Here is a 20,551-nt window from a genome sequence, read left to right as displayed (position 1 = left end):
GGGGCGAGCAGGGTTTTTAGGAGCTGCCCCTAAAATCATTCAGGCATGCCCCTGATCACCCTCATCCTCCTTCCCTTCATCGGCAGCCTGTTGGCGGCAGTGTTGCCCGCCAATGCCCGCAATACCGAGTCCACGCTCGCCGGGCTCATTGCCCTGTTCTGCACCGTGCAGGCAGCGCTCTACTTCCCCGAGATCGCCGATGGGGGCGTGATCTGGCAAGAACTGGCCTGGCTGCCCGCACTGGGTCTGAACCTCGTCATCCGCATGGATGGCTTTGCCTGGATGTTCTGCATGCTGGTGCTGGGCGTAGGCAGCCTGGTGGTGCTGTATGCGCGCTACTACATGTCGCCTGCCGACCCGGTGCCGCGCTTCTTCTCGTTTTTTCTGGCCTTCATGGGCGCGATGGCGGGCGTGGTGCTGTCGGGCAACATCATCCAGATCGCATTCTTCTGGGAGCTGACCAGCCTGTTCTCGTTCCTGCTGATTGGCTATTGGCACCACCGCAAGGACGCGCGGCGCGGCGCGCGCATGGCGCTCACGGTGACGGGCACGGGGGGCCTGGCCATGCTGGCGGGCATGCTGGTCTTGGGCCACATCGTGGGCAGCTATGACCTCGACCATGTGCTGGTCGCTGGTCAGCTCATCCAGAACCACCCGCTGTACACCACCGCGCTCGTCCTGATTCTGCTGGGCGCACTCACCAAAAGTGCGCAGTTCCCGTTCCACTTCTGGCTGCCCAACGCCATGGCAGCGCCCACGCCCGTGTCGGCCTACCTGCACTCGGCCACCATGGTCAAGGCGGGCGTGTTTTTGCTGGCGCGCCTGTGGCCTGCGCTCGCAGGCACTGAGCAATGGTTCTGGCTGGTGGGCGGCGCGGGGCTGTGCACGCTGCTGGTGGGCGGCTATGCGGCCATGTTCCAGAACGACCTCAAGGGGCTGCTGGCGTACTCCACCATCTCGCACCTGGGCCTCATCACCCTGCTGCTGGGCCTCAACAGCCCGCTGGCCGCCGTGGCCGCCGTGTTCCACATCATGAACCACGCCACCTTCAAGGCCTCGCTCTTCATGGCAGTGGGCATCGTGGACCATGAAAGCGGCACGCGCGACATCCGGCGCCTGTCGGGGCTGCGCACCATGATGCCGATCACCGCCACGCTGGCCATGGTGGCCAGCGCCGCCATGGCGGGCGTGCCACTGCTCAACGGCTTCCTGTCCAAGGAAATGTTCTTTGCCGAGACCGTGTACGTGAACACCACGCCGCTGCTCAGCTGGCTGCTGCCCGTGGCGGCCACGCTGGCAGGCATGTTCAGCGTGGCGTACTCACTGCGCTTCACGGTGGATGTGTTCTGGGGCCCGCCCGCCACCGACCTGCCCCACCACCCCCACGAGCCCCCGCACTGGATGCGCGTGCCCGTAGAGCTGCTGGTGCTCGCCTGCCTGGTGGTGGGCACGCTGCCCGCCTGGTCGGTGGGCGCCTACCTGGCTGCTGCCGCACGGCCCGTGGTCGGCGGCGAGCTGCCCACCTACAGCCTCGCAGTCTGGCATGGCCTCAACACCCCGTTTGTGATGAGCCTGGTGGCGCTCGCGGGTGGCATTGCGCTGTATGCCGTGCTGCGCGTCCAGCGCGCGCGGGGCGTGCTAGACGCGCCCCCGCTCATGCACCGCCTGAGCGGCCAACGCATGTTCGAGCACCTGCTCGCCGCCCTCACGCTGGCGGGCCGCAACGGCCGCCGCCTGCTGGGCACCAGCCGCCTGCAGTGGCAGATGCTGTGGCTGGCCACAGCGGCCCTGGTGGCGGGCACGCTGCCCCTGTGGGCGCGGGGCCTGCCGATTGGCGACCGCGTGCAGCTGCCGCTGTCACCTGCCTTTGCGCTGCTGTGGCTGCTGGGCGCTGTGTGCGCCGTGGCAGCGGCCTGGCAGGCCAAGTACCACCGGCTGGCCGCACTCACGCTGCTGGGCGGCGCGGGGCTGTGCGTGTGTCTGACCTTTCTGTGGTTCTCAGCCCCCGACCTGGCACTCACGCAGATCGTGGTGGAGATCGTGACCACGATCCTCATCCTGCTGGGCCTGCGCTGGCTGCCCCGCCGCGACGAAAGCCTGCGCGTGCCCACCCTGGCCGAAGAGCGCCGCACCCAGCTGCGCCGCTGGCGCGACCTGGCGCTGGCGCTGAGCGCAGGCGCTGGCATGGCGCTGCTGTCGTTTGCCATGATGAGCCGTCCCTTCCCCGACAGCACCTCCACCTTCTTCCTGGAACGCGCGTTCACAGAAGGCGGTGGCACCAACGTGGTCAACGTGATGCTGGTGGACTTCCGGGGCTTCGACACCTTTGGCGAGATCGTGGTGCTAGGCATCGTGGCCCTCACGGTGTATGCGCTGCTGCGGCGCTTCCGCCCCGCGCGCGAGGTGATGGACCTGCCGCCCCAGCAGCGCGCCCTGCCCGCCGATGTGGACACCGACCTGGCCAACCCGCGCCAGACCGCCGATACCGCCGTGGGCTACCTCATGGTGCCGGCCGTGCTCGTGCGGTTGATGCTGCCCTTTGCCACGCTGGTCGCGGTCTACCTCTTCATGCGCGGCCACAACGAGCCCGGCGGCGGCTTTGTGGCGGGCCTGGTGTTCTCGGTGGCGCTGCTGCTGCAGTACATCGTCTCGGGCACCTCCTGGGTCGAGGCCCACCTGCCCCTGTACCCGCGCCGCTGGATCGGCGTAGGCCTGCTGGCCGCGCTGGCCACGGGCCTGGGCGCGCTGGCCTGGGGCTATCCGTTCTTGACCAGCCACACGGCGCATTTTTCGCTGCCCGTGGTAGGTGAGATCCATGTGGCCAGCGCGCTGTTCTTCGACATCGGCGTGTTCACCCTGGTGGTGGGTTCGACCATGCTCATCCTCACCGGCATTGCCCACCAGTCGGTGCGCAGCCACCGCTACAACAACGCGCGCGCCGACGACGAGGGGGCTGAACAGGCCGCTGCCGCCACGGTGCCCACCACCCGGGGAGAAACTGCATGGAACTGATACTGGCCCTGGCCATTGGCGTGCTCACCGGCTCGGGCGTGTGGCTGCTGCTGCGGCCCCGCACCTTCCAGGTCATCATGGGCCTGTCGCTGCTCTCCTATGCCGTCAACCTCTTCATCTTCAGCATGGGCCGCCTGGGCCTGGCGATTGACAAAGAGCCCGTGCTGCAACCCGGCCTTCCGCAGGACCTGGCCCACTACGCCGACCCCATGCCCCAGGCGCTCACGCTCACAGCCATCGTGATCGGCTTTGCCATGACGGCTCTGTTTCTGGTGGTGCTGCTGGCCTCGCGTGGCATGGCGGGCACCGACCATGTGGATGGCAGCCGCGCAAAGGATGCGCAGGAGATGCCATGACGGGACCCGGTTTCACTACCTCCCTCGCGGCATCGCTGATGCCGCACCTGATCCTCGCGCCCATCGCCCTGCCCCTGCTCACAGCAGGGCTCATGCTGCTGCTGCGCGAGGAGCGCCAGCGCACCAAGGTCACGCTCAACATCGCCTCCACCGTGCTGGGCCTGGTGATTGCGGTGCTGCTTCTGATTCAGGCAAAGGACCCCAACCTGCCCGGCGGCCTGGGCGTGTACCTGCCCGGCAACTGGCCTGCGCCGTTTGGCATCGTGCTCACCATCGACCGGCTCTCGGCCATGATGCTGGTGCTGTGCAGCACCGTGGCACTGGCCACCGTGCTGTTCTCGGCGGCGCGCTGGCACCGGGCAGGGGTTCACTTTCACCCGCTGTTCCAGTTCCAGCTCATGGGGCTGGCGGGGGCGTTTCTCACGGCCGATTTGTTCAACCTGTTTGTGTTTTTCGAGATCATGCTCGCTGCCTCCTATGGGCTGCTGCTGCATGGCTCGGGGCGCCCGCGCGTGTCGGCGGGGCTGCACTACATCGCCATCAACCTCGCGGCCTCATCGCTGTTTCTGATTGGCGTGTCCATGCTGTACGGCATCACCGGCACGCTCAACATGGCAGACCTGGCGCAGAGCATTGCTGGCATTGCGCCCGCAGACCGGGGCCTGCTGCATGCGGCGGCGGCCATTCTGGCCGTGGCTTTTCTCATCAAGGCCGCTGTGTGGCCGCTTAACTTCTGGCTGGTGCCCGCCTACAGCGCGGCCACGGCGCCTGTGGGCGCACTGTTTGCGTTGATGACCAAGGTGGGCGTGTACAGCGTGCTGCGGCTGTGGACGCTGCTGTTCGGCGCCGAGGCCGGTGAATCGGCCCAGTTTGGCAGCCAGTGGCTGGTGGGCGGCGGCCTGCTCACCATGGCGTTTGGCGCCATCGGCATGCTGGGCTCGCAGCGCCTGGGGCACCTGGCGGGGTTCGCCGCCATCCTGTCGTCGGGCACGCTGCTCGCGGCCACCGGCTTTGGGCAGACGCTGCTCACGGGCGGCTTGCTGTATTACCTGCTCAGCTCCACGCTGGCCGTGAGCGCCCTCTTCCTGCTCACCGACCTGATCGACCGCTGGCGCAACGATGGCGCCAGCCTCGCGCCCCACGAGCAGACGGACGACGCGCCCTTCCTCTCGGCCGACCTGGTGCCCCATGAAGGCATGAACCTCGACGACAAGGAGCAGGCCCTGATCGGCCAGGTGATCCCTGCGGCCGCCGCCTTCCTGGGCCTGGCCTTCATCGCCTGCACGCTGGTGATTGCGGGCCTGCCGCCGCTGCCGGGGTTTGTGGGCAAGTTCGCCATGGTGCACGCGCTGCTCAACCCGCTGGGGCTGGGTGCCTCCAGCGGGCTCCAGCTGGGCGCTGCGGGCTGGACGCTGGTGGCCCTGCTGGTGCTTTCAGGCCTGCTGGCGCTGGTGGCCCTGACCCGCGCAGGCATTCGCCATTTCTGGGCCGCGCACGACCGCTCGGCCCCCAAGCTGCTGGTGCTGGAAGGCCTGCCCATTGCCCTGTTGCTGGGCGCCTGCGCCGCGCTGGCCTGGCAGGCCGGGGCCGTGATGCGCTACACCCAGGCCACGGCCGACGCACTGCACGCACCCGCAGGGTATGTGCGCGCCGTGATGACCGCCGACCCCGTGCCCAACCCGCCCAAGCCTTCCGCCACACCAGGGGGCGCACAGCCATGAAGCCAGAGTCCCCACCCACCGCCACATCGCCCCGGCCCTTCAAGCGGCTGGTGCCCGCGCCCCTGCTGTCGCTGGCGCTGCTGGGCCTGTGGCTGCTGCTCAACCGCAGCCTGAGTGCCGGGCATGTGGTGCTGGGCAGCGTGCTGGCGCTGGCGATACCGCTGCTCACGGCCGGGCTGCGCCCGCGGCCCGTGCGCGTGCGCAAACCCGGCGCCGTGCTGCGCCTGGCCTTCACCGTGGTGGCCGACACCACGCGCTCCAACCTGGCCGTGGCCCGCCTGCTGCTGGCGCCCGGCCGCAGGCGGCACCCTGCCGGGTTTGTGCACATCCCGCTCGATGTGCGCGACCCCAACGCGCTGGCCGTGCTGGCCATGATCGTCTGCATCACCCCCGGCACGGCCTGGGCCGAGCTGTCGCTGGACCGCAGCATGCTGCTGTTGCACGTGCTGGAGCTGGACGACCCCGCCACCGTGATCGCCGACGTGAAACAGCGCTACGAGGCCCCTCTGATGGAGATCTTTGAATGACCCCGATACTGGATTGGGCCCTCCCCATCGCCCTGTTCATGCTGGCACTGGCCATGGGTTGCGCGCTGGTGCGCCTGCTCAAAGGCCCTTCGGCACAAGACCGCGTGCTGGCACTCGACTGCATGTACCTCTGCGGCATGCTGGTGATGCTGGTGCTGGGCCTGCTGTATGGCAGCAAGAACTACTTCGAGGCCGCGCTGCTGCTGGCGCTGTTCAGCTTTGTGGGCAGCATGGCCATGGCCAAGTTTCTGCTGCGCGGCGAGGTGATCGAATGACCGAAGCTGCCACCACCGGCATCGCCGTGCTGCCCCTGTGGCTGGAAATCATCGTGGCCCTGCTGGTGCTGGGGGGCGCCGGGCTGGCCCTGCTGGGCTCTACCGGCCTGCTGCGCCTGCCCACCTACTTCGAGCGGGTGCACGCGCCTTCCGTCATCGCCACGCTGGGCTGCTGGCTGATCATGCATGGCACGGTGTTGTACTTCTCAGTGGCCGACCGCAGCCTGGCGCTGCATGCGCTGCTGATCGCCGTGTTCGTGGCCATCACCGTGCCCATCATGTCGATCTTCTTGATGCGCGCGGCGCTGTTTCGCGCCCGGCAGACCGGGCTCGATGTGCCGCCCAGCCTCAGCCAGCCCAAGGCGCCCGAAGAGTCCAAAGACTCCTGATTTGATAGCTGCCTGCGCTTGATGGACGCGCGCAAGCAGCCATTTTTAGCACTATTTTTGGTCTGAAGACCCGAAACCGCCACCGCCCGGCGTGTGGATCTCGAACACATCGCCCGGCAGCATCTCGGCCTGGCCGATATGGTCCAGCAGCTCCACCCGGCCATCGCTGCGCACCACCTTGTTGATGCCCACGGCACCCGGCTTGCCGCCTGCCATGCCAAACGCGCCATGGTGGCGGCCGTTCGACAGAATGCTGGCCGTCATGGGCTCCAGAAAGCGCACACGGCGGATGCCGCCGTCGCCGCCCTTGTACTGCCCCGCACCGCCCGAGCCCTTGCGGATCTCGTAGCCCTCCAGCCGCACCGGAAAGCGGAACTCCAGCACCTCCGGGTCTGTCAGGCGCGAGTTGGTCATGTGGCACTGCACGACGCTGGTGCCGCCAAACCCGCCCACCAGCTGCCCATTCACATCCCACACGCCACCCGCGCCGCTACCGCCCGAGATGGTCTCGTAGTACTGGTAGCGCGTGCTGCCAAAGGTGAAGTTGTTCATGGTGCACTGCCCCGCCGCCATCAGGCCCAGCGCGCCATACAGCGCATTGGTGATGCAGGTAGAAGTCTCCACATTGCCCGCTACCACCGAGGCTGGCGGATTGGGGTTGAGCATGCTGCCCGGCGGGATGATGACGTTGAGCGGTTTGAGGCACCCGGCGTTGAGCGGAATGTCGTCATCGACCAGCGTGCGGAACACATACAGCACCGCCGCCATGCACACCGCCGTGGGCGCGTTGAAGTTGTGGGTCTGCTGCGGGCTGGTGCCGGTGAAGTCGATGGTGGCGCTGCGGCTTTGCGCATCCACCTTCACGGCCACGCTGATCTGCGCGCCGTTGTCCAGCGGCAGGGTGAATGCACCGTCCTTGAGCCGTGTGATCACGCGGCGCACGGACTCTTCGGCGTTGTCCTGCACATGGCGCATGTAGGCCTGCACGACATCCAGGCCAAACTCGCCCACCATGCGGCGCAGCTCCTGCTGGCCTTTCTCGTTGGCTGCGATCTGCGCGCGCAAGTCCGCCATGTTCTGCTGCGGGTTGCGGCTGGGGTACTCGCCGCTTTCCAGCAGCGCAATCATCTCCGCCTCGCGCAGCACGCCGCGCTCCACCAGCTTCACGTTGTTGATCTGCACGCCCTCTTCCTCGATGCGCGTGGAGAACGGTGGCATGGAGCCTGGCGTGGTGCCGCCCACATCGGCGTGATGGCCCCGGCTACCCACGTAGAACGTGGGTGTCGCCTCATCGGCAATGTAGACCGGCGTGATGACGGTGATGTCCGGTAGGTGCGTGCCGCCGTGGTACGGGTCGTTCAGCACGAACACGTCGCCGGGCTGCATCTTGCCGCTGTTCTCGCGGATCACGGTCTTGATGCTCTCGCCCATCGAACCCAGGTGTACCGGCATGTGCGGCGCGTTGGCAATCAGGTTGCCTGCGGTGTCGAACAGCGCACAGCTGAAGTCCAGCCGCTCCTTGATGTTGACCGAGTACGCGGTGTTCTGCAGCTGCAGGCCCATCTGCTCGGCGATGTTCATGAACAGGTTGTTGAACACCTCCAGCAGCACCGGGTCCACCGTGGTGCCCACGGCATGCTGCACGGCGCGCGCCACGTGGCGGTTGAGCAGCAGGTGGTCCAGCTCGGTCAGCGCGGCCTCCCAGCCGGGCTCCACGATGGTGGTGGCGTTCTTCTCGGCAATGATGGCCGGGCCGGGGATCACGTCGCCGGGGCGCAGATCCTCGCGCACCACCAGGGCGGCGTCGTGCCACGCGGGCACGCCGTCCACGCCGCCGGTGTACATGCGCACGGTGCTGCGGCGCGGCACCTCGCGGGCAGACTGCAGCGCGTGGCGTGGCTCCACGGGGGCGTCGCCGGGCACCACGGCCTCGACAGAAACCGCTTCGACCACCAGACCTTTGCCTTGCATGAGGAAGGCAAAGCGCTGGCGGTAGGCCGCTTCAAAGCCAGCGGTGATCTCGGCCAATGAACCAAACGGAACAATCAGCGCCGAGTCGCTGCCCTCGTAGCGCACATGCACGCGGCGGTGCACCACCGCAGTGCCCGCGCCCGCCTGCTGGCGCTCCAGCTCGGTGCGGGCGGTGGTGGCCAGTTGCTCCAGCGTGGCTTCGATGCCTGCGAGTGCTTCGGGCACCAGCTTGGTTTCCACCGCCTGTTCGCGGATCACGTTCTGGTCGGCCAGGCCCATGCCGTAGGCGCTGAGCACACCGGCCAGCGGGTGCACAAACACGCGGGTCATGCCCAGGGCATCGGCCACCAGGCACGCATGCTGGCCGCCTGCGCCGCCAAAGCACTGCAGGGTGTAGCGCGTCACGTCATAGCCACGCGCGACGCTGATCTTCTTGATGGCATTGGCCATCTGCTGCACGGCGATCTGGATGAAGCCGTGGGCTACGTCTTCTTGCGAGCGGCCGCTTTGCACCGCCAGTTGCGCAAACTTTTGCGCCACCACATTGCGGTCCAGCGCCTCGTTGGCCGCATGGCCAAACACCTTGGGGAAATGCGCGGGCTGGATCTTGCCCACCATCACGTTCGCATCCGTCACGGCCAGCGGGCCGCCCCGGCGGTAGCTGGCGGGGCCAGGGTTGGCACCCGCGCTTTCGGGGCCGACGCGGAAGCGTGCGCCATCAAAACCGAGGATGGAGCCGCCGCCCGCAGCGACGGTATGGATACTCATCATGGGCGCACGCATGCGCACGCCTGCCACCTGGGTCTCGAACTCGCGCTCGAACTCGCCCGCGTAGTGGCTCACGTCGGTACTGGTGCCGCCCATGTCGAAGCCGATGACCTTGTCGTGGCCTGCCAAACCGGCGGTGCGGGCCATGCCGACGATGCCGCCTGCGGGGCCCGACAGGATAGCGTCCTTACCCTGGAACACCTGCGCATCCGTCAGGCCGCCCGACGACTGCATGAAGAACAGCTTGACGCCCGGCATCTCGCTGGCCACCTGGTCCACGTACCGGCGCAGGATGGGCGAGAGGTACGCATCCACCACCGTGGTGTCGCCCCGGCTCACCAGCTTCATCATGGGGCTGGTGGCGTGCGATGCACTCACCTGCGTGAAGCCCACCTCGCGCGCAATGCGGGCCGCAGCCTCTTCGTGGGCGGTGTAGCGGTAGCCGTGCATGAACACAATGGCCGCGCTGCGCAGGCCCGCGTCGTAGGCGGCCCAGAGGCGTTCCTTCAAATGCGCTTCGTCCAGCGGCTCGATCACTTCACCCTGCGCGCCCACCCGCTCCTGCGCCTCGATCACGCGCTCGTACAGCAGCTCGGGCAGCACGATGTGCCGGTCAAACAAACGCGGGCGGTTCTGGTAGGCAATGCGCAGCGCGTCCTTGAAGCCCTTGGTGGTGATGAGCAGCGTGGGCTCGCCCTTGCGCTCCAAGAGCGCGTTGGTGGCCACGGTGGTGCCCATCTTCACGCACTCCACCAGCTCGGGCGTCACCGCCTCGCCGGGCTTCAAACCGAGCAGGTGGCGAATGCCGGCCACGGCCGCGTCCTTGTACTGCACGGGGTTCTCGGACAGCAGCTTGTGCGTGACCAGGGTGCCGTCCGGCCGCTTGCCCACCACGTCGGTGAAGGTGCCGCCCCGGTCAATCCAGAACTGCCAGCGGGACATGGGAGAGGGTTGGTTGGACATATCAATGCTACTCAATTGATAGCTATCAGCGCTTTAAAATTGCGCGCAAGAGCCATTTTTTATTCAGATTTTGAGCCATGCAAGCCACATAGGCTGTCTGCATCACAAAGACGCTGCCGAGCGCGCCGCCTGGTCGTACATGCCCGAGAGCACACGCAGCAAACGGGCCAGCTCGCCAATGTCGCGGTTGAGCGCATCGTCGGCCTTGAGCGCATCGATCAGGCAGCTCTCGCGAATCTCGCGGTAGCGCTGCACATAGGCGCGGCCGGTGTCGGTGGCGGCATAGGTCACTTCCTTGCCATTCTTTTGCGAGGCCACCACACCCAGCGTCTGCAGCTTTTTGAGCGAGTAATTCACCAGGTGCGTGTCTTCCACGTTCATGATGAAACAGATGTCGGCCAAGCGCTTGTCGCGCGCGCGGTGCGTGACATGGTGCAGCACCACCACGTCGAGCGGCGTCAGGTCCTTGAGCCCCGCCGCTGCCATGCAGTGCACCACCCAGCGGTGGAACGCATTACCCGCCACGATGAGGCCAAACTCGAACTCGCTCATCTCCGCGCTCTGCGCCGACACCAGGTGCGCCGACGACACGATGGGGCCGGAGTCGGCTTTGGGTGGAAGCACGGACTTGGCCTTGGGCTTGGCGTCAGATTTCATGGAAGGTTCGGGCCTGCAGGTTCTGTCATTGGCACGGGTTATGCATGGGGCATTGTAGGCAAGTCGATGGTAATTTGTTGGCAATTTGTCAGCGTTTAGGCAAAACACCTATCGCAATCGGATCGGCTTCCGATACAGTGATTTGTTACATCCAACCTTGTACATCCAACCCTGCGGAGCAATATCCATGAAGCGTCGAATCTTCCCCGTGACCGCACTCGCCCTGACCTTGGCTGCGGGCCTGTCTGCCACCTCGGCATTCGCCCAGACCAAGTGGGACCTGGCCGCCGCCTACCCCGCCACCAACTTCCACACCGAGAACATGGTGCAGCTGGCCAGCGATGTGGACAAGGCCACGGGCGGCAAGCTCAAGATCACGGTCCATGCCAACGCCGCGCTGTTCAAGGCCCCCGAGATCAAGCGCGCCGTGCAAGGCGGCCAGGCGCAGATGGGCGAGATCCTGCTCGCCAACTTCCAGAACGAATGGCAGCTGTTTGGCGTGGATGGCCTGCCCTTCCTGGCCGACAGCTACGACGCCTCCAAAAAGCTCTACGCCGCGCAGAAGCCTTTCCTTGAAAAGAAGCTGGCCGAACAAGGCATGGTGCTGCTGTATGCCGTGGCCTGGCCTCCCCAAGGCATCTACACCAAGAAGCCCCTGGCCTCGGCCGCCGACCTCAAGGGTATCAAGTGGCGCGCTTACAGCCCCGCCACCGCCCGCATTGCCGAGCTGGTGGGCGCGCAGCCTGTGACGGTGCAGGCCGCAGAGTTCTCGCAAGCGCTGGCCACGGGCGTGGTCGAATCGACCATGACGTCGGGCGCCACTGGCGTCGACAGCAAGCTGTACGAGCACCTCAAGTTCTACTACGACACCCAGGCTTGGCTGCCCAAGAACGCGGTGCTGGTGAACAAGAAGGCGTTTGACGCACTGGACAAGCCCAGCCAGGACGCCCTGCTGAAGGCCGGTGCCGATGCCGAAGCACGCGGCTGGGCCGCCAGTGCCAAGGTCAATACCGACACCATCGCCAAGCTCAAGGCCAATGGCATGAGCGTGGAAGCGCCGCCCGCCGCCCTGAAGGCCGACATGGCCAAGGTGGGCGACACCATGCTCAAGGAATGGCTGGACAAGGCCGGCCCCGAAGGCAAGGCGCTCATCGACGCCTACCGCAAGTAAGCCCGGGCACCCACGCACATGCGTCGTCTGCTGGACTTTCTGTACGACAGCGCCGCCGCCCTGGCGGCGCTTTTCATGGTCGGCCTGCTGGGCATGGTGCTGTTGTCCATCGCCAGCCGGCAGTTCCATTTCCACGTGCCGGGCACCGATGCCTATGCAGGCTACCTGATGGCCGCTGCGGGTTTTCTGGCGCTGGCCCACACCCTGAAGCGCGGCGAGCACATCCGCGTCACGCTGCTGCTCAACTTTTTGAGGGGCGGCGCCAAGAAGGCGTTCGAGATCTGGGCGCTGGCCATTGCCACGCTGTTGGCCGTGCTGTTTGCGGTGTACAGCTGCAAGCTGGCCTGGCAATCGCACGAGTTTCACGACATCTCCACCGGCAGCGACGCCACACCGCTGTGGATTCCGCAGATCGCCATGGCCGTGGGCACGGTCATCCTGGCCATCGCCTTCATCGACGAGCTGGTGCTGGAGCTGATGGGCAAACGCTCTGAAGCAGCCTCTGGCGAAGCCCTGCGCAATGAATAAGAAATCGGGCACTACCCACCATGAGTGATCTCGCCATTACCGGCCTGCTGGTCCTGTCGCTGTTTCTGATCCTGGGCAGCGGCGTATGGATCGGGCTGACCCTCTCGGGCGTTGCCTGGATCGGCATGCAACTGTTCTCGGCGCGCCCAGCAGGCGACGCCATGGCCGTGACCATCTGGGGCAGTGCCTCCAGCTGGACGCTCACCGCCCTGCCCCTGTTCATCTGGATGGGCGAAATCCTGTTCCGCACCCGACTGTCGCAGGACATGTTCAAGGGCCTGGCCCCCTGGGTGCAGGCGCTGCCGGGCCGCCTGTTGCACACCAACGTGGTGGGCTGCACGATCTTTGCGGCGGTGTCGGGCTCCAGCGCGGCCACCTGCGCCACCATCGGCAAGATGACGCTGCCCGAGCTGACGCGCCGGGGCTACCCCGAACACATGGTCGTGGGCACGCTGGCCGGGGCCAGCACGCTGGGCCTCTTGATTCCGCCGTCGATCATCATGATCGTGTACGGCGTGTCGGCCGAGGTGTCGATCTCGCAGCTGTTCATTGCGGGCGTGCTGCCGGGCATTCTGCTCGCGGCCCTGTTCTCGGGCTACATCATGCTGTGGGCGCTGCGCCACCCCGACCAGGTGCCGGCCGCCGACGTGCGCCTTACTTTCATGCAGAAGCTGGCCGAGTCGCGCAGCCTGATCCCTGTGGTGCTGCTGATTGCCGCCGTGCTGGGCAGCATCTACACCGGCTTTGCCACCGCCACCGAGGCAGCGGCCGTGGGCGTGGTGGGCTCGCTCATTCTCTCGGCCGTGCAGGGCTCGATGAACTGGAGCACCTTCAAGGCCTCGCTCATGGGCGCCACGCGGCTGTACTGCATGATCGCGCTGATCCTCGCGGGTGCTGCTTTCCTCACGCTGTCGATGGGCTACATCGGCTTGCCGCGCCACTTGGCCGAATGGATTGCGTCGCTAGGGCTCAACAAGGCGCAGCTGATTGCGGCACTGGCAGTGTTCTTCATCATCCTCGGGTGCTTCCTCGATGGCATCTCGATGGTGGTGCTGACCATGGGCGTGCTCATGCCCACTGTGCAGGCGGCCGGCATCGACCCGATCTGGTTCGGCATCTTCATCGTGCTGGTGGTCGAGATGGCGCAGATCACACCGCCCGTGGGCTTCAACCTGTTCGTGCTGCAGGGCATGACGGGGCGCCAGCTGCCCTGGATTGCCAAGGTGACCGTGCCCATGTTTTTGCTCATGTGCGGCGCCGTGGCATTGATCTACATCTTCCCCGGCATCGTGACCTGGCTGCCGCAGCAGATGGCAGCGCGCTGAACCCACCTGCAGCCAGCAGACACAGCAAAGCGGGACGGCCCCATCAAGGCCGCCCCGCTTTGTGCTTTAGGGGCGGCGCGAAGCGATTGTGAGGCCCTTAAATCCAGCGACAATGGCCCGATGTTGAACGTTTTTGCCATCTGCATCGGCGCCTGTGTGGGCGCATTGGCGCGCTGGCGCCTGGGCCTGTGGCTCAGCCCTGGCGGGCTGATTCCCTGGGGCACCCTCACCGCCAACCTCGTGGGCGGCTACCTGATTGGCGTGTGTGTGGCCGTGTTCCACGCCATGCCCCAGCTGGACCCGGTGTGGCGGCTGGCGCTGGTCACGGGGTTTCTGGGCGCACTCACCACGTTTTCCAGCTTCTCGGCCGAAGTCGTCGAGATGCTGATGGCGCAGCGTTATGCCCTTGCGCTGGGCACAACCGCACTGCACCTGCTGGGCTCGCTGGGCCTGACCGTGCTTGGCATGCAAACTGCTTCATATTTCATAGCGTCACGCGCTTGATGGTTGCGCGCAAGCAGGTTTTTTTGTCATAAATTCCCGCCACACTGCTGCCCATCCTGTCACCGGTCGGCCCCCAAGGCCCCCCCCCCAATTCACAGACCCAACCAAGAGTCCTGCCATGGAAGCCAACACCCAACTCAATGAACGCCGCCTGGCCGATGCCTGGGCCGAGCTGCACAACCACGCCACCAACGGCAACCCGCTACAGGCCGACGCTTACCGCATGGCCTTTGCCGACCCCGAATTCCTGTTCCGCCGCGAAACGCGCGGCATCCGCTTTCAGCTGGAGATGCTCAAGCCCGACCTGGGGCAGACAGAGCAAGGCATCGAGAACACCATCGTCGTGTTTGGCAGCGCCCGCTTCATGGCGCCTGAAGACGCCGCCGAGGCCCTGAAAGCCGCCGAAGCCACAGGAGACGCCACGCAGATTGCACGCGCCAAGCTCGCCGTGCGCAACGCGCGCCACTATGACCTGGCCCGCCAGTTCTCGCGCCTGGTCGCGCAGTACAGCAATGGCAAGCCCGAGTCCGAGCGCCTGTACATCTGCACCGGCGGCGGCCCCGGCATCATGGAAGCCGCCAACCGGGGCGCACACGACGAAGGCGCGCTGAATGTGGGCCTGAACATCGCCCTGCCGCACGAGCAAAGCGGCAACCGCTACATCACGCCGTCGCTGAGTTTCAAGTTCCACTACTTCGCCCTGCGCAAGATGCATTTCATGATGCGCGCCAAGGCGCTGGTGGCCTTCCCGGGCGGGTTTGGCACGCTCGACGAACTGTTCGAGGTGCTGACCCTGGTGCAGACCGGCAAGGCCAAGCCCGTGCCCATCGTGCTGTGCGGCACGGACTACTGGAAGCGCCTGATCAACTTCGACGTGCTGGTGGAAGAAGGCACCATCTCTGCGCAGGACCTGAAGCTCTTCCACTACACCGACGACCCACAGGAAGCCTGGGATTTGATCCGGGCGTTCTACAAGCTCTGACCCCCGGGGCGCACTGGCGCCCAGGCGCCACCACTGCTAACGGATCACCGGTGGCGGTGGCGGCGGAGGCAGCAGGATGATCGGCAGCACCGGGACGAACACGAACGGTGGCCGCACCGTGGGTGGTGGTGGTGCCGTGGTGGCAGGCGGCGGCGCCGTGGTCGTCGGCGGCGGCGGCGTGGGCCGCGTGGGCGGCGGTGGTGTGGTCGGCGCCGGGGGCTGGGAGTCGTCCGTAGGTGGAGGTGGTGCCACGGGCACCGGGGGAGGTGGCGCCATGATGGGCGGCGGTGGCGCCACGGGAACCGGCGCCGGAGTGGGCGCCGGGACGATGTACACAAACGCGCGGCGCCCTTGCACATCCAGCTGCTCACCCACCAGCATGGGCGTGGGCAGCTCGGGCACCGGCAGCAAGGCGCGGGTGTGGGTGTACACCGGCAGTTCCTGGTCAGAGAGCACCAGTACCGCCTCGCCAGCCGTCACGCCCACACAGCCGGCCTGGGTGCAGACCTCTATCTCGTCCTGCTCGCCCGACACCAGCACCTTACCGTTGGCATCGATGGCCAGCATGAAGGCCGAGCCCCGGATGCCTACCACGGCCGTGGGCGTGATGACCTTGTAGCTGGCGGGATTGCGCTTGCCGATGAGCCCGGTGAGCGCGCGCATGCCGCCGCGCAGCAGGTTGACCACAAAATGGTCTTCGCCCGTGCCTGCGCCGTCGGCGTAGCGGGTCACGGTGAACTGCGAGTCCGGGTACAGCGCCACCAGGCCGCCATCGGTAAAACGGATCTGCGCGCGCCCCTCGGTGCCGGTGAGCACCACGTCGCCGCCGTCCAGCTCGGCCCCCTTGGCCAGGCGCGAGAGGCTGTCGCCCCGGCGCAGCTGCACATCGCCCGCCGTGAACTGCACCAGCCCGGCGGCCGCCAGACCGGTGAGTGGCCAGGCCGCCACCATGCCCATCAGCAGCGCCAGCCGGGCGCGTTTTTGGTCGGATGTCATAAGCACCTCCATGGCGTCGCCGCAGCAAGGCCCCAGGTCAACACGTGCCGCTGCATTCAGAACTCCCGGCGCAGCAGGATGGAAAACACCCGCCGCTCATAGTCGGTGATGGGCAGCGTGGAGGCGTTGCGCGTGAACTGCCACTGCGGCGTCACGCGCCAGCCGGGCGCGGGGGTCCAGTTCAGGCCCAGCGCCACCTGGGCCTGGCGGTCGGTGCGGGTCACGGCAAAAAACGGGTCTGCCCCGCCATAGTGCCGGTGCTCCCAGTCGGTGCTGGCAAACACCGTCCACTGCGGCGCCAGAGGCCACTGCCCGCCCAGGCGCACGCCCCACAGGCGGTGGCCCAGCGGGTCGGCATCGCTGGCCTTGGGCTGCTCGCGCCCGCCATACACGCCCGCATAGACCGAGGCGCCTTGGCGAAACAGGTGCGAATACGAGGTGCCCAGCACGCTGCGCCGCACGTTGCGCAAGTCCTGCGTGGGGTAGCGCACCTCCAGAACCTGCAAGAAGCTGCCCCACTGGCGGAAGCCGTCGATGCGGTAGATCCACTCGCCCAGCACACCGCCCATGGTGCGCAGCCGCGAGCCGTCGAGTGCGTAGTACGAGCCCTGCCCCGAGACAATCACCTCATGCCGCTCGGCCCGCCAGGCCATGCCCAAAGCGGCGTCCAGGGCCGTGTGGTCAAACCGGTCGGCCTGGCCCGTGTAGTGCCGCGTGGCGCCCAGCGCCGTGCCCACCACCGACCAGCGCGAATTGATCACCGCCCGGCCCCGCAGCCCGCCCTGCGCCACCACATAGTTGCCCGAGGTGGCCCGCGCCTCGGGCAGCAGGGCCCAGGGCGGCGTGCCCGGCACGGGGGACTGCAACTCGCCCACCACGGGCGCGGCATTGGCGTTGGAGTCATGGCCCACGCCCAACTCCACATAGCCCTTGATCGAGGAATGGCCGCCATATTCGGGGCGGTCGTACGAGTACAGGAACTGGTCCAGGGTGTGCCCCGCATCCACGGGAATCAGCAAGGCCTGCACCTGGGGCGGCAGCGCCAGCACCCCGCGCCGGTCGCCCACGGCCTGCAGCGACTGCCCCAGCGCCACCTGGGCGGCCTGGTTGCCGGGGTCGGCCGCCAGCACCCGCTCGCGCGCCATGATGGCCCGCGTGTACTGGCCTGCGGCATGGGCCGCCTCGCCCATGGCGGCGTCAAACACGGGGTCGCCCGCGCGCCGGGCCTCGTGGGCATCCAGCAATTGAAAGGCCTGCGCCGCCTGCCCCTGGCGCACCAGGGCGGTGGCCTGCTCGACCACCTCATCGGCCAGCGCTACAGACGGCAGGCCCGCGCCCAGCGCCGAGGCCAGGCACCATGGCAACACGCGCCGTGACCAGAATCGAAGGTACATGACAGCCCCCTCTCGGAACCCGCTGACGGGTAAAGGCAATTTACACCTGTTTACGCTTTTTGGGACTCCTCGGGAACCCTGTTTGCAATGCGCCACGCCAGCCGCGAGCCCCCGAGACCCGCTGCGCCCACGGCCCAGAACAGGCCACTCACGCCAATCACCGCCCCGGCCGAGCCGAACATCAGCGGCATCAGCACGCTGGACGCGTTGATCGCCATCAGCCGCAGGCCCAGCGCCTCGCCCTGGCGGTGGGACGGCGTGATCTGGTGTAGCAGGCTCATCACCATGGGCTGCCCCGTGCCCAGCGCCAGGCCCAGCAGCACCGAGCACAGGCCCATGGCCCAGGCGCTGTGCAGCAGCGGGTACACCGCAAACAGCACGGCCGTGACCAGCATGGCCACCGCCATCACGGCCTGCTCGCGCAGTTGCCTGGCCACAAAAGGCATCAGCACGCGGATCACGGTGGCGGCAATCGCAAACGCGCCAAAGATGGTGCCGATCACGGCGGCCGACAGCCCGCGCTCGTGCCCCAGCAGCGGCACGGCAAACGCATGCACGTCCCAGCAAGAGGAGATCAGCCAGTTGACGATCAGCAGGCGGCGAAACGGCGCATCGCCCAGCAAGTCCCAGGCACGCTGGGGTGCGCCGCCCGCCGCGCCCCCCGCAGCAGCCACAGGGGCCGGAATGTCTGGCAGACCCCGAACGCAGAACCAGCTGAGCAAGGGCAGCAACGCCAGCAAGGCAAACGCCGCGCGGTAGCCCTCCAGGCTGCCCGGCGTGCTGCCCGCCAGGTCAATCGCCAGCCCGGCCGCAAACGGGCCGATGAAGTTGGACACCGCCGGGCCGATGGACAGCCAGCTGAACACCTGCTTGAGTTCGGTCGCATCGTGCACGGCGCGGCCCGCGTGGCGCTGCACGGCAATCGTGGCGGCCCCAGCGGCGGCGCCGGTCATCAGCGCTGCCAGGCACAGCACGGGAAAGGTCGGGAACACCACGGCCATCCCCGCGCCCACACAGGCCACGGCCACCGAGTAGCCCACCGGCCGCTTGATCCCATGGCGGTCGGCATAGCGGCCCGCAGGCAGCGCCAGAAACACCTGCGTGAGCGCAAACAGCGCCACCAGCAAGCCCACGGCCGCCGCACTGTGGCCCTCGCGCAGCGCCAGCAGCGGCGCGGCCAGGCGCATGCCGGCCATGCTGCCGTGCACGCAAATCTGGCCAGCGATCAACCGGGCCAGTGTGGCGTTCACAACAGGTCGTCCTCCGGGTCCAGCCCAGGCAAGGCCGCCGTGCGGGCGCCTGCCAGCGGTGCACGGGCGGCGTCGGGTGCGGGCAGCTCCTGCACGTCGCGCAGCTTGCGCTGGATGGCGCGGGTGCGCACGCCCACCTCGTCAAACTTCTTGGCGGCGGCGTCGATGGACTTTTTGGTGGCTTCGACCACATCGCCAAACTTGGCGAACTCGGTCTTGACCATGCCCAAGAGGCTCCAGACCTCGGACGAGCGTTTCTCGATCGCCAGCGTCTTGAAGCCCATCTGCAGGCTGTTGAGCATGGCCGCCAGGTTGGCCGGGCCGGTGATCATCACGCGGCAGTCGTTCTGCACGGCTTCCACCAGGCCGGGGCGGCGCATGACTTCGGCAAACAGGCCTTCGGTGGGCAGGTAGAGCACGGCAAAGTCGGTGGTGTGCGGGGGCGAGACGTATTTGGCGAAGATCTTCTTCGCTTCAAGCTTGATCGAGGTCTCGAACGCATTGCCCGCTGACAGGATGGCCGCCTTGTCGGCAGCGTCCTGCGCGTCCAGCAGGCGCTGGTACTGCTCCACGGGGTACTTGGAGTCGATGGGCAGCCACACCGGGTGCTCGTCGCTTTTGCCGGGCAGGCGGATCGCAAATTCGACCAGCTCGTCGCTGCCCGGCACGGTCTTGACGTTGCGCGCGAACTGGTCCGGCGTGAGCACGTTGTCGATGATGGCGCCCAGCTGCATTTCGCCCCAGGTGCCACGCGTCTTCACGTTGGTCATCACGCGTTTCAAGTCGCCCACGCTGCCCGCCAGGGTCTGCATCTCACCCAGGCCCTTGTGCACCTGTTCGAGCCGGTCGCTCACCAGCTTGAAGGACTCGCCCAGGCGCTGCTCCAGCGTGGCATGCAGCTTTTCATCCACCGTGCGGCGCATTTCTTCGAGCTTGGTGGCGTTGTCGGCCTGGATGGCGGCCAGGCGTTCATTGAGCGCATTGCGCAGCTGCTCGGCGTTGTGCTGGCTGCCCTGCACCATGCCCGTGAGCTGCTGCGAGACGGCGTCCTGCAGCACCGAGAACTGGTTGCGAATCTGGTTGCCGTTGGCTTCGAGCTGGTCCTTGAGCGCGGTAGATACCGTGCCCATCTGCGTCTGGATGTCGGTCTTGAGCGAGTCAAGCGTGCCGCGCGTAGCGGCCGACAGGGCTTCGAAGCGCTCCTGGATGCGCTGCTCGAACAGCTGCGTGCTTTCGGCCAGCGCCTCGCGCGAGCGCTGGCTGTCTGACGCGAGCGATTGCGCGGTCTGCGTGAGTTCGGCGCGGAAGGCGGCCAGCGCGTCGGACAGCTCCTTGCGCGCCAGGGCGGCCTCGGCCTGGCCCTGGGCCAGGCGCTGCTCCAGCTTGGCCTCAAACGCGCCAAAGGCGGCCAGCAGCTCGGCCCGGCCGGTGCGGGACTCGCCCACGGCCTGGGCCAGCCGCTCGTCCACCGCGCCGCGCAGGGCCTCCAGCTGGTGCTGCGTGGCCTGCGTGAAGCCCGAAAGCTGCTTCGCCATCGCCTCCATGGCACCGTCGTTGCGGGCCACGGCCAGCTGCGTGGCCTGGGCCGTGGCCTCCAGTGACTGCAGGCGCGCCAGCCATTCGGCGGGCAGCTCCACACGCGGGCGGCGCAGCAGCACCAGCGCAAGCAGCACCACCACCAGAGCCAGAACGGCCAGCAAGACAAGCGTATCGGTAGTCAAGGTATTTACTATTATTTTGATAGCTGCTACCGCTTATCCAT

General features: G+C 67.0%; 17 protein-coding genes. 11 read left to right on the top strand and 6 right to left on the bottom strand.

Annotation, left to right across the window (positions count from 1 at the left end):
* Nucleotides 1–45 precede the first annotated feature (45 nt).
* From ACSQ3O_RS10470 to ACSQ3O_RS10445, 6 genes are read left to right on the top strand one after another with little or no spacing between them, the layout of a single operon-like run.
* Nucleotides 46–3,012 carry a monovalent cation/H+ antiporter subunit A gene (locus tag ACSQ3O_RS10470; RefSeq protein ID WP_436138800.1) on the top strand — a complete coding sequence of 989 codons (2,967 nt, stop codon included), beginning with the start codon at nt 46–48 and terminating at the stop codon, nt 3,010–3,012.
* A complete protein-coding gene (locus ACSQ3O_RS10465; protein ID WP_094290930.1) occupies nt 3,003–3,368 on the top strand; it encodes a Na+/H+ antiporter subunit C in 366 nt (121 codons plus the stop codon). Before ACSQ3O_RS10470 ends, ACSQ3O_RS10465 begins: the two co-directional genes overlap by 10 nt.
* Nucleotides 3,365–5,089, top strand: coding sequence for a monovalent cation/H+ antiporter subunit D (locus ACSQ3O_RS10460; protein ID WP_436138799.1), 1,725 nt, complete (start codon nt 3,365–3,367; stop codon nt 5,087–5,089). The genes ACSQ3O_RS10465 and ACSQ3O_RS10460 overlap by 4 nt, the downstream gene beginning before the upstream one ends.
* Nucleotides 5,086–5,616, top strand: coding sequence for a Na+/H+ antiporter subunit E (locus ACSQ3O_RS10455; RefSeq protein WP_137746487.1), 531 nt, complete (start codon nt 5,086–5,088; stop codon nt 5,614–5,616). Before ACSQ3O_RS10460 ends, ACSQ3O_RS10455 begins: the two co-directional genes overlap by 4 nt.
* A complete protein-coding gene (locus ACSQ3O_RS10450) occupies nt 5,613–5,891 on the top strand; it encodes a K+/H+ antiporter subunit F (protein ID WP_137746486.1) in 279 nt (92 codons plus the stop codon). Before ACSQ3O_RS10455 ends, ACSQ3O_RS10450 begins: the two co-directional genes overlap by 4 nt.
* Nucleotides 5,888–6,280, top strand: a complete 393-nt coding sequence (locus ACSQ3O_RS10445; RefSeq protein WP_436138798.1) for a monovalent cation/H(+) antiporter subunit G — start codon at nt 5,888–5,890, stop codon at nt 6,278–6,280. Before ACSQ3O_RS10450 ends, ACSQ3O_RS10445 begins: the two co-directional genes overlap by 4 nt.
* A 51-nt stretch (nt 6,281–6,331) precedes the next feature.
* Here ACSQ3O_RS10445 and ACSQ3O_RS10440 read toward each other — a convergent pair whose 3' ends face one another.
* Nucleotides 6,332–9,982: a hydantoinase B/oxoprolinase family protein gene (locus ACSQ3O_RS10440; RefSeq protein ID WP_436138797.1), complete on the bottom strand. Its 3,651-nt coding sequence runs from the start codon at nt 9,980–9,982 to the stop codon at nt 6,332–6,334.
* Nucleotides 9,983–10,084: 102 nt separating this feature from the next.
* Entirely contained in the window at nt 10,085–10,639 is a 555-nt protein-coding gene (locus ACSQ3O_RS10435) for a winged helix DNA-binding protein (protein WP_252658714.1), read from the bottom strand.
* A 187-nt stretch (nt 10,640–10,826) separates the two neighbouring features.
* Between ACSQ3O_RS10435 and ACSQ3O_RS10430 the strand changes: the two genes are divergently transcribed.
* The 5 genes from ACSQ3O_RS10430 (at nt 10,827) to ACSQ3O_RS10410 (ending at nt 15,149) form a co-directional block, all read left to right on the top strand.
* Entirely contained in the window at nt 10,827–11,810 is a 984-nt protein-coding gene (locus ACSQ3O_RS10430; RefSeq protein ID WP_252658713.1) for a TRAP transporter substrate-binding protein, read from the top strand.
* Nucleotides 11,811–11,828: 18 nt separating this feature from the next.
* On the top strand, nt 11,829–12,338 hold the full coding sequence (locus tag ACSQ3O_RS10425; RefSeq protein ID WP_436138796.1) for a TRAP transporter small permease: 510 nt from the start codon (nt 11,829–11,831) through the stop codon (nt 12,336–12,338).
* Nucleotides 12,339–12,358: 20 nt separating this feature from the next.
* Nucleotides 12,359–13,663: a TRAP transporter large permease gene (locus ACSQ3O_RS10420; protein ID WP_436138795.1), complete on the top strand. Its 1,305-nt coding sequence runs from the start codon at nt 12,359–12,361 to the stop codon at nt 13,661–13,663.
* 120 nt (nt 13,664–13,783) lie between these two features.
* Nucleotides 13,784–14,167, top strand: coding sequence for a fluoride efflux transporter CrcB (gene crcB / locus ACSQ3O_RS10415; protein WP_436138794.1), 384 nt, complete (start codon nt 13,784–13,786; stop codon nt 14,165–14,167).
* Nucleotides 14,168–14,285: 118 nt separating this feature from the next.
* On the top strand, nt 14,286–15,149 hold the full coding sequence (locus ACSQ3O_RS10410; RefSeq protein WP_436138793.1) for a TIGR00730 family Rossman fold protein: 864 nt from the start codon (nt 14,286–14,288) through the stop codon (nt 15,147–15,149).
* 36 nt (nt 15,150–15,185) lie between these two features.
* On the opposite strand, the gene ACSQ3O_RS10405 is transcribed toward ACSQ3O_RS10410, so the two are convergent.
* Genes ACSQ3O_RS10405 through rmuC form a run of 4 tightly spaced genes read right to left on the bottom strand, consistent with a single transcriptional unit; the run spans nt 15,186 to nt 20,510 of the window.
* Entirely contained in the window at nt 15,186–16,145 is a 960-nt protein-coding gene (locus tag ACSQ3O_RS10405) for a FecR family protein (protein WP_436138792.1), read from the bottom strand.
* A gap of 56 nt (nt 16,146–16,201) precedes the next feature.
* Nucleotides 16,202–17,539 carry a surface lipoprotein assembly modifier gene (locus ACSQ3O_RS10400; protein WP_436138791.1) on the bottom strand — a complete coding sequence of 446 codons (1,338 nt, stop codon included), beginning with the start codon at nt 17,537–17,539 and terminating at the stop codon, nt 16,202–16,204.
* A gap of 50 nt (nt 17,540–17,589) precedes the next feature.
* Nucleotides 17,590–18,789, bottom strand: a complete 1,200-nt coding sequence (locus ACSQ3O_RS10395; protein WP_436138790.1) for an MFS transporter — start codon at nt 18,787–18,789, stop codon at nt 17,590–17,592.
* Nucleotides 18,786–20,510, bottom strand: coding sequence for a DNA recombination protein RmuC (gene rmuC / locus ACSQ3O_RS10390; protein WP_436138789.1), 1,725 nt, complete (start codon nt 20,508–20,510; stop codon nt 18,786–18,788). Before rmuC ends, ACSQ3O_RS10395 begins: the two co-directional genes overlap by 4 nt.
* Between the last annotated feature and the right edge of the window lie 41 nt (nt 20,511–20,551).

Source organism: Acidovorax sp. LjRoot74 (assembly GCF_964254355.1).
In the GTDB taxonomy this organism is placed as follows: domain Bacteria; phylum Pseudomonadota; class Gammaproteobacteria; order Burkholderiales; family Burkholderiaceae_C; genus Acidovorax.
This window is presented reverse-complemented; position numbering and strand designations above follow the sequence as displayed.

Bases quoted from the DNA above. Each gene is read 5' to 3' on its own strand.
- ACSQ3O_RS10440 (WP_436138797.1), bottom strand. From the start codon at position 9,982: ATGTCCAACCAACCCTCTCCCATGTCCCGCTGGCAGTTCTGGATTGAC.
- ACSQ3O_RS10445 (WP_436138798.1), top strand. From the start codon at position 5,888: ATGACCGAAGCTGCCACCACCGGCATCGCCGTGCTGCCCCTGTGGCTG.
- ACSQ3O_RS10450 (WP_137746486.1), top strand. From the start codon at position 5,613: ATGACCCCGATACTGGATTGGGCCCTCCCCATCGCCCTGTTCATGCTG.
- crcB (WP_436138794.1), top strand. From the start codon at position 13,784: ATGTTGAACGTTTTTGCCATCTGCATCGGCGCCTGTGTGGGCGCATTG.
- ACSQ3O_RS10460 (WP_436138799.1), top strand. From the start codon at position 3,365: ATGACGGGACCCGGTTTCACTACCTCCCTCGCGGCATCGCTGATGCCG.
- ACSQ3O_RS10470 (WP_436138800.1), top strand. From the start codon at position 46: ATGCCCCTGATCACCCTCATCCTCCTTCCCTTCATCGGCAGCCTGTTG.
- ACSQ3O_RS10435 (WP_252658714.1), bottom strand. From the start codon at position 10,639: ATGAAATCTGACGCCAAGCCCAAGGCCAAGTCCGTGCTTCCACCCAAA.
- ACSQ3O_RS10405 (WP_436138792.1), bottom strand. From the start codon at position 16,145: ATGACATCCGACCAAAAACGCGCCCGGCTGGCGCTGCTGATGGGCATG.
- ACSQ3O_RS10465 (WP_094290930.1), top strand. From the start codon at position 3,003: ATGGAACTGATACTGGCCCTGGCCATTGGCGTGCTCACCGGCTCGGGC.
- ACSQ3O_RS10455 (WP_137746487.1), top strand. From the start codon at position 5,086: ATGAAGCCAGAGTCCCCACCCACCGCCACATCGCCCCGGCCCTTCAAG.
- ACSQ3O_RS10400 (WP_436138791.1), bottom strand. From the start codon at position 17,539: ATGTACCTTCGATTCTGGTCACGGCGCGTGTTGCCATGGTGCCTGGCC.
- ACSQ3O_RS10430 (WP_252658713.1), top strand. From the start codon at position 10,827: ATGAAGCGTCGAATCTTCCCCGTGACCGCACTCGCCCTGACCTTGGCT.
- ACSQ3O_RS10410 (WP_436138793.1), top strand. From the start codon at position 14,286: ATGGAAGCCAACACCCAACTCAATGAACGCCGCCTGGCCGATGCCTGG.
- ACSQ3O_RS10425 (WP_436138796.1), top strand. From the start codon at position 11,829: ATGCGTCGTCTGCTGGACTTTCTGTACGACAGCGCCGCCGCCCTGGCG.
- ACSQ3O_RS10420 (WP_436138795.1), top strand. From the start codon at position 12,359: ATGAGTGATCTCGCCATTACCGGCCTGCTGGTCCTGTCGCTGTTTCTG.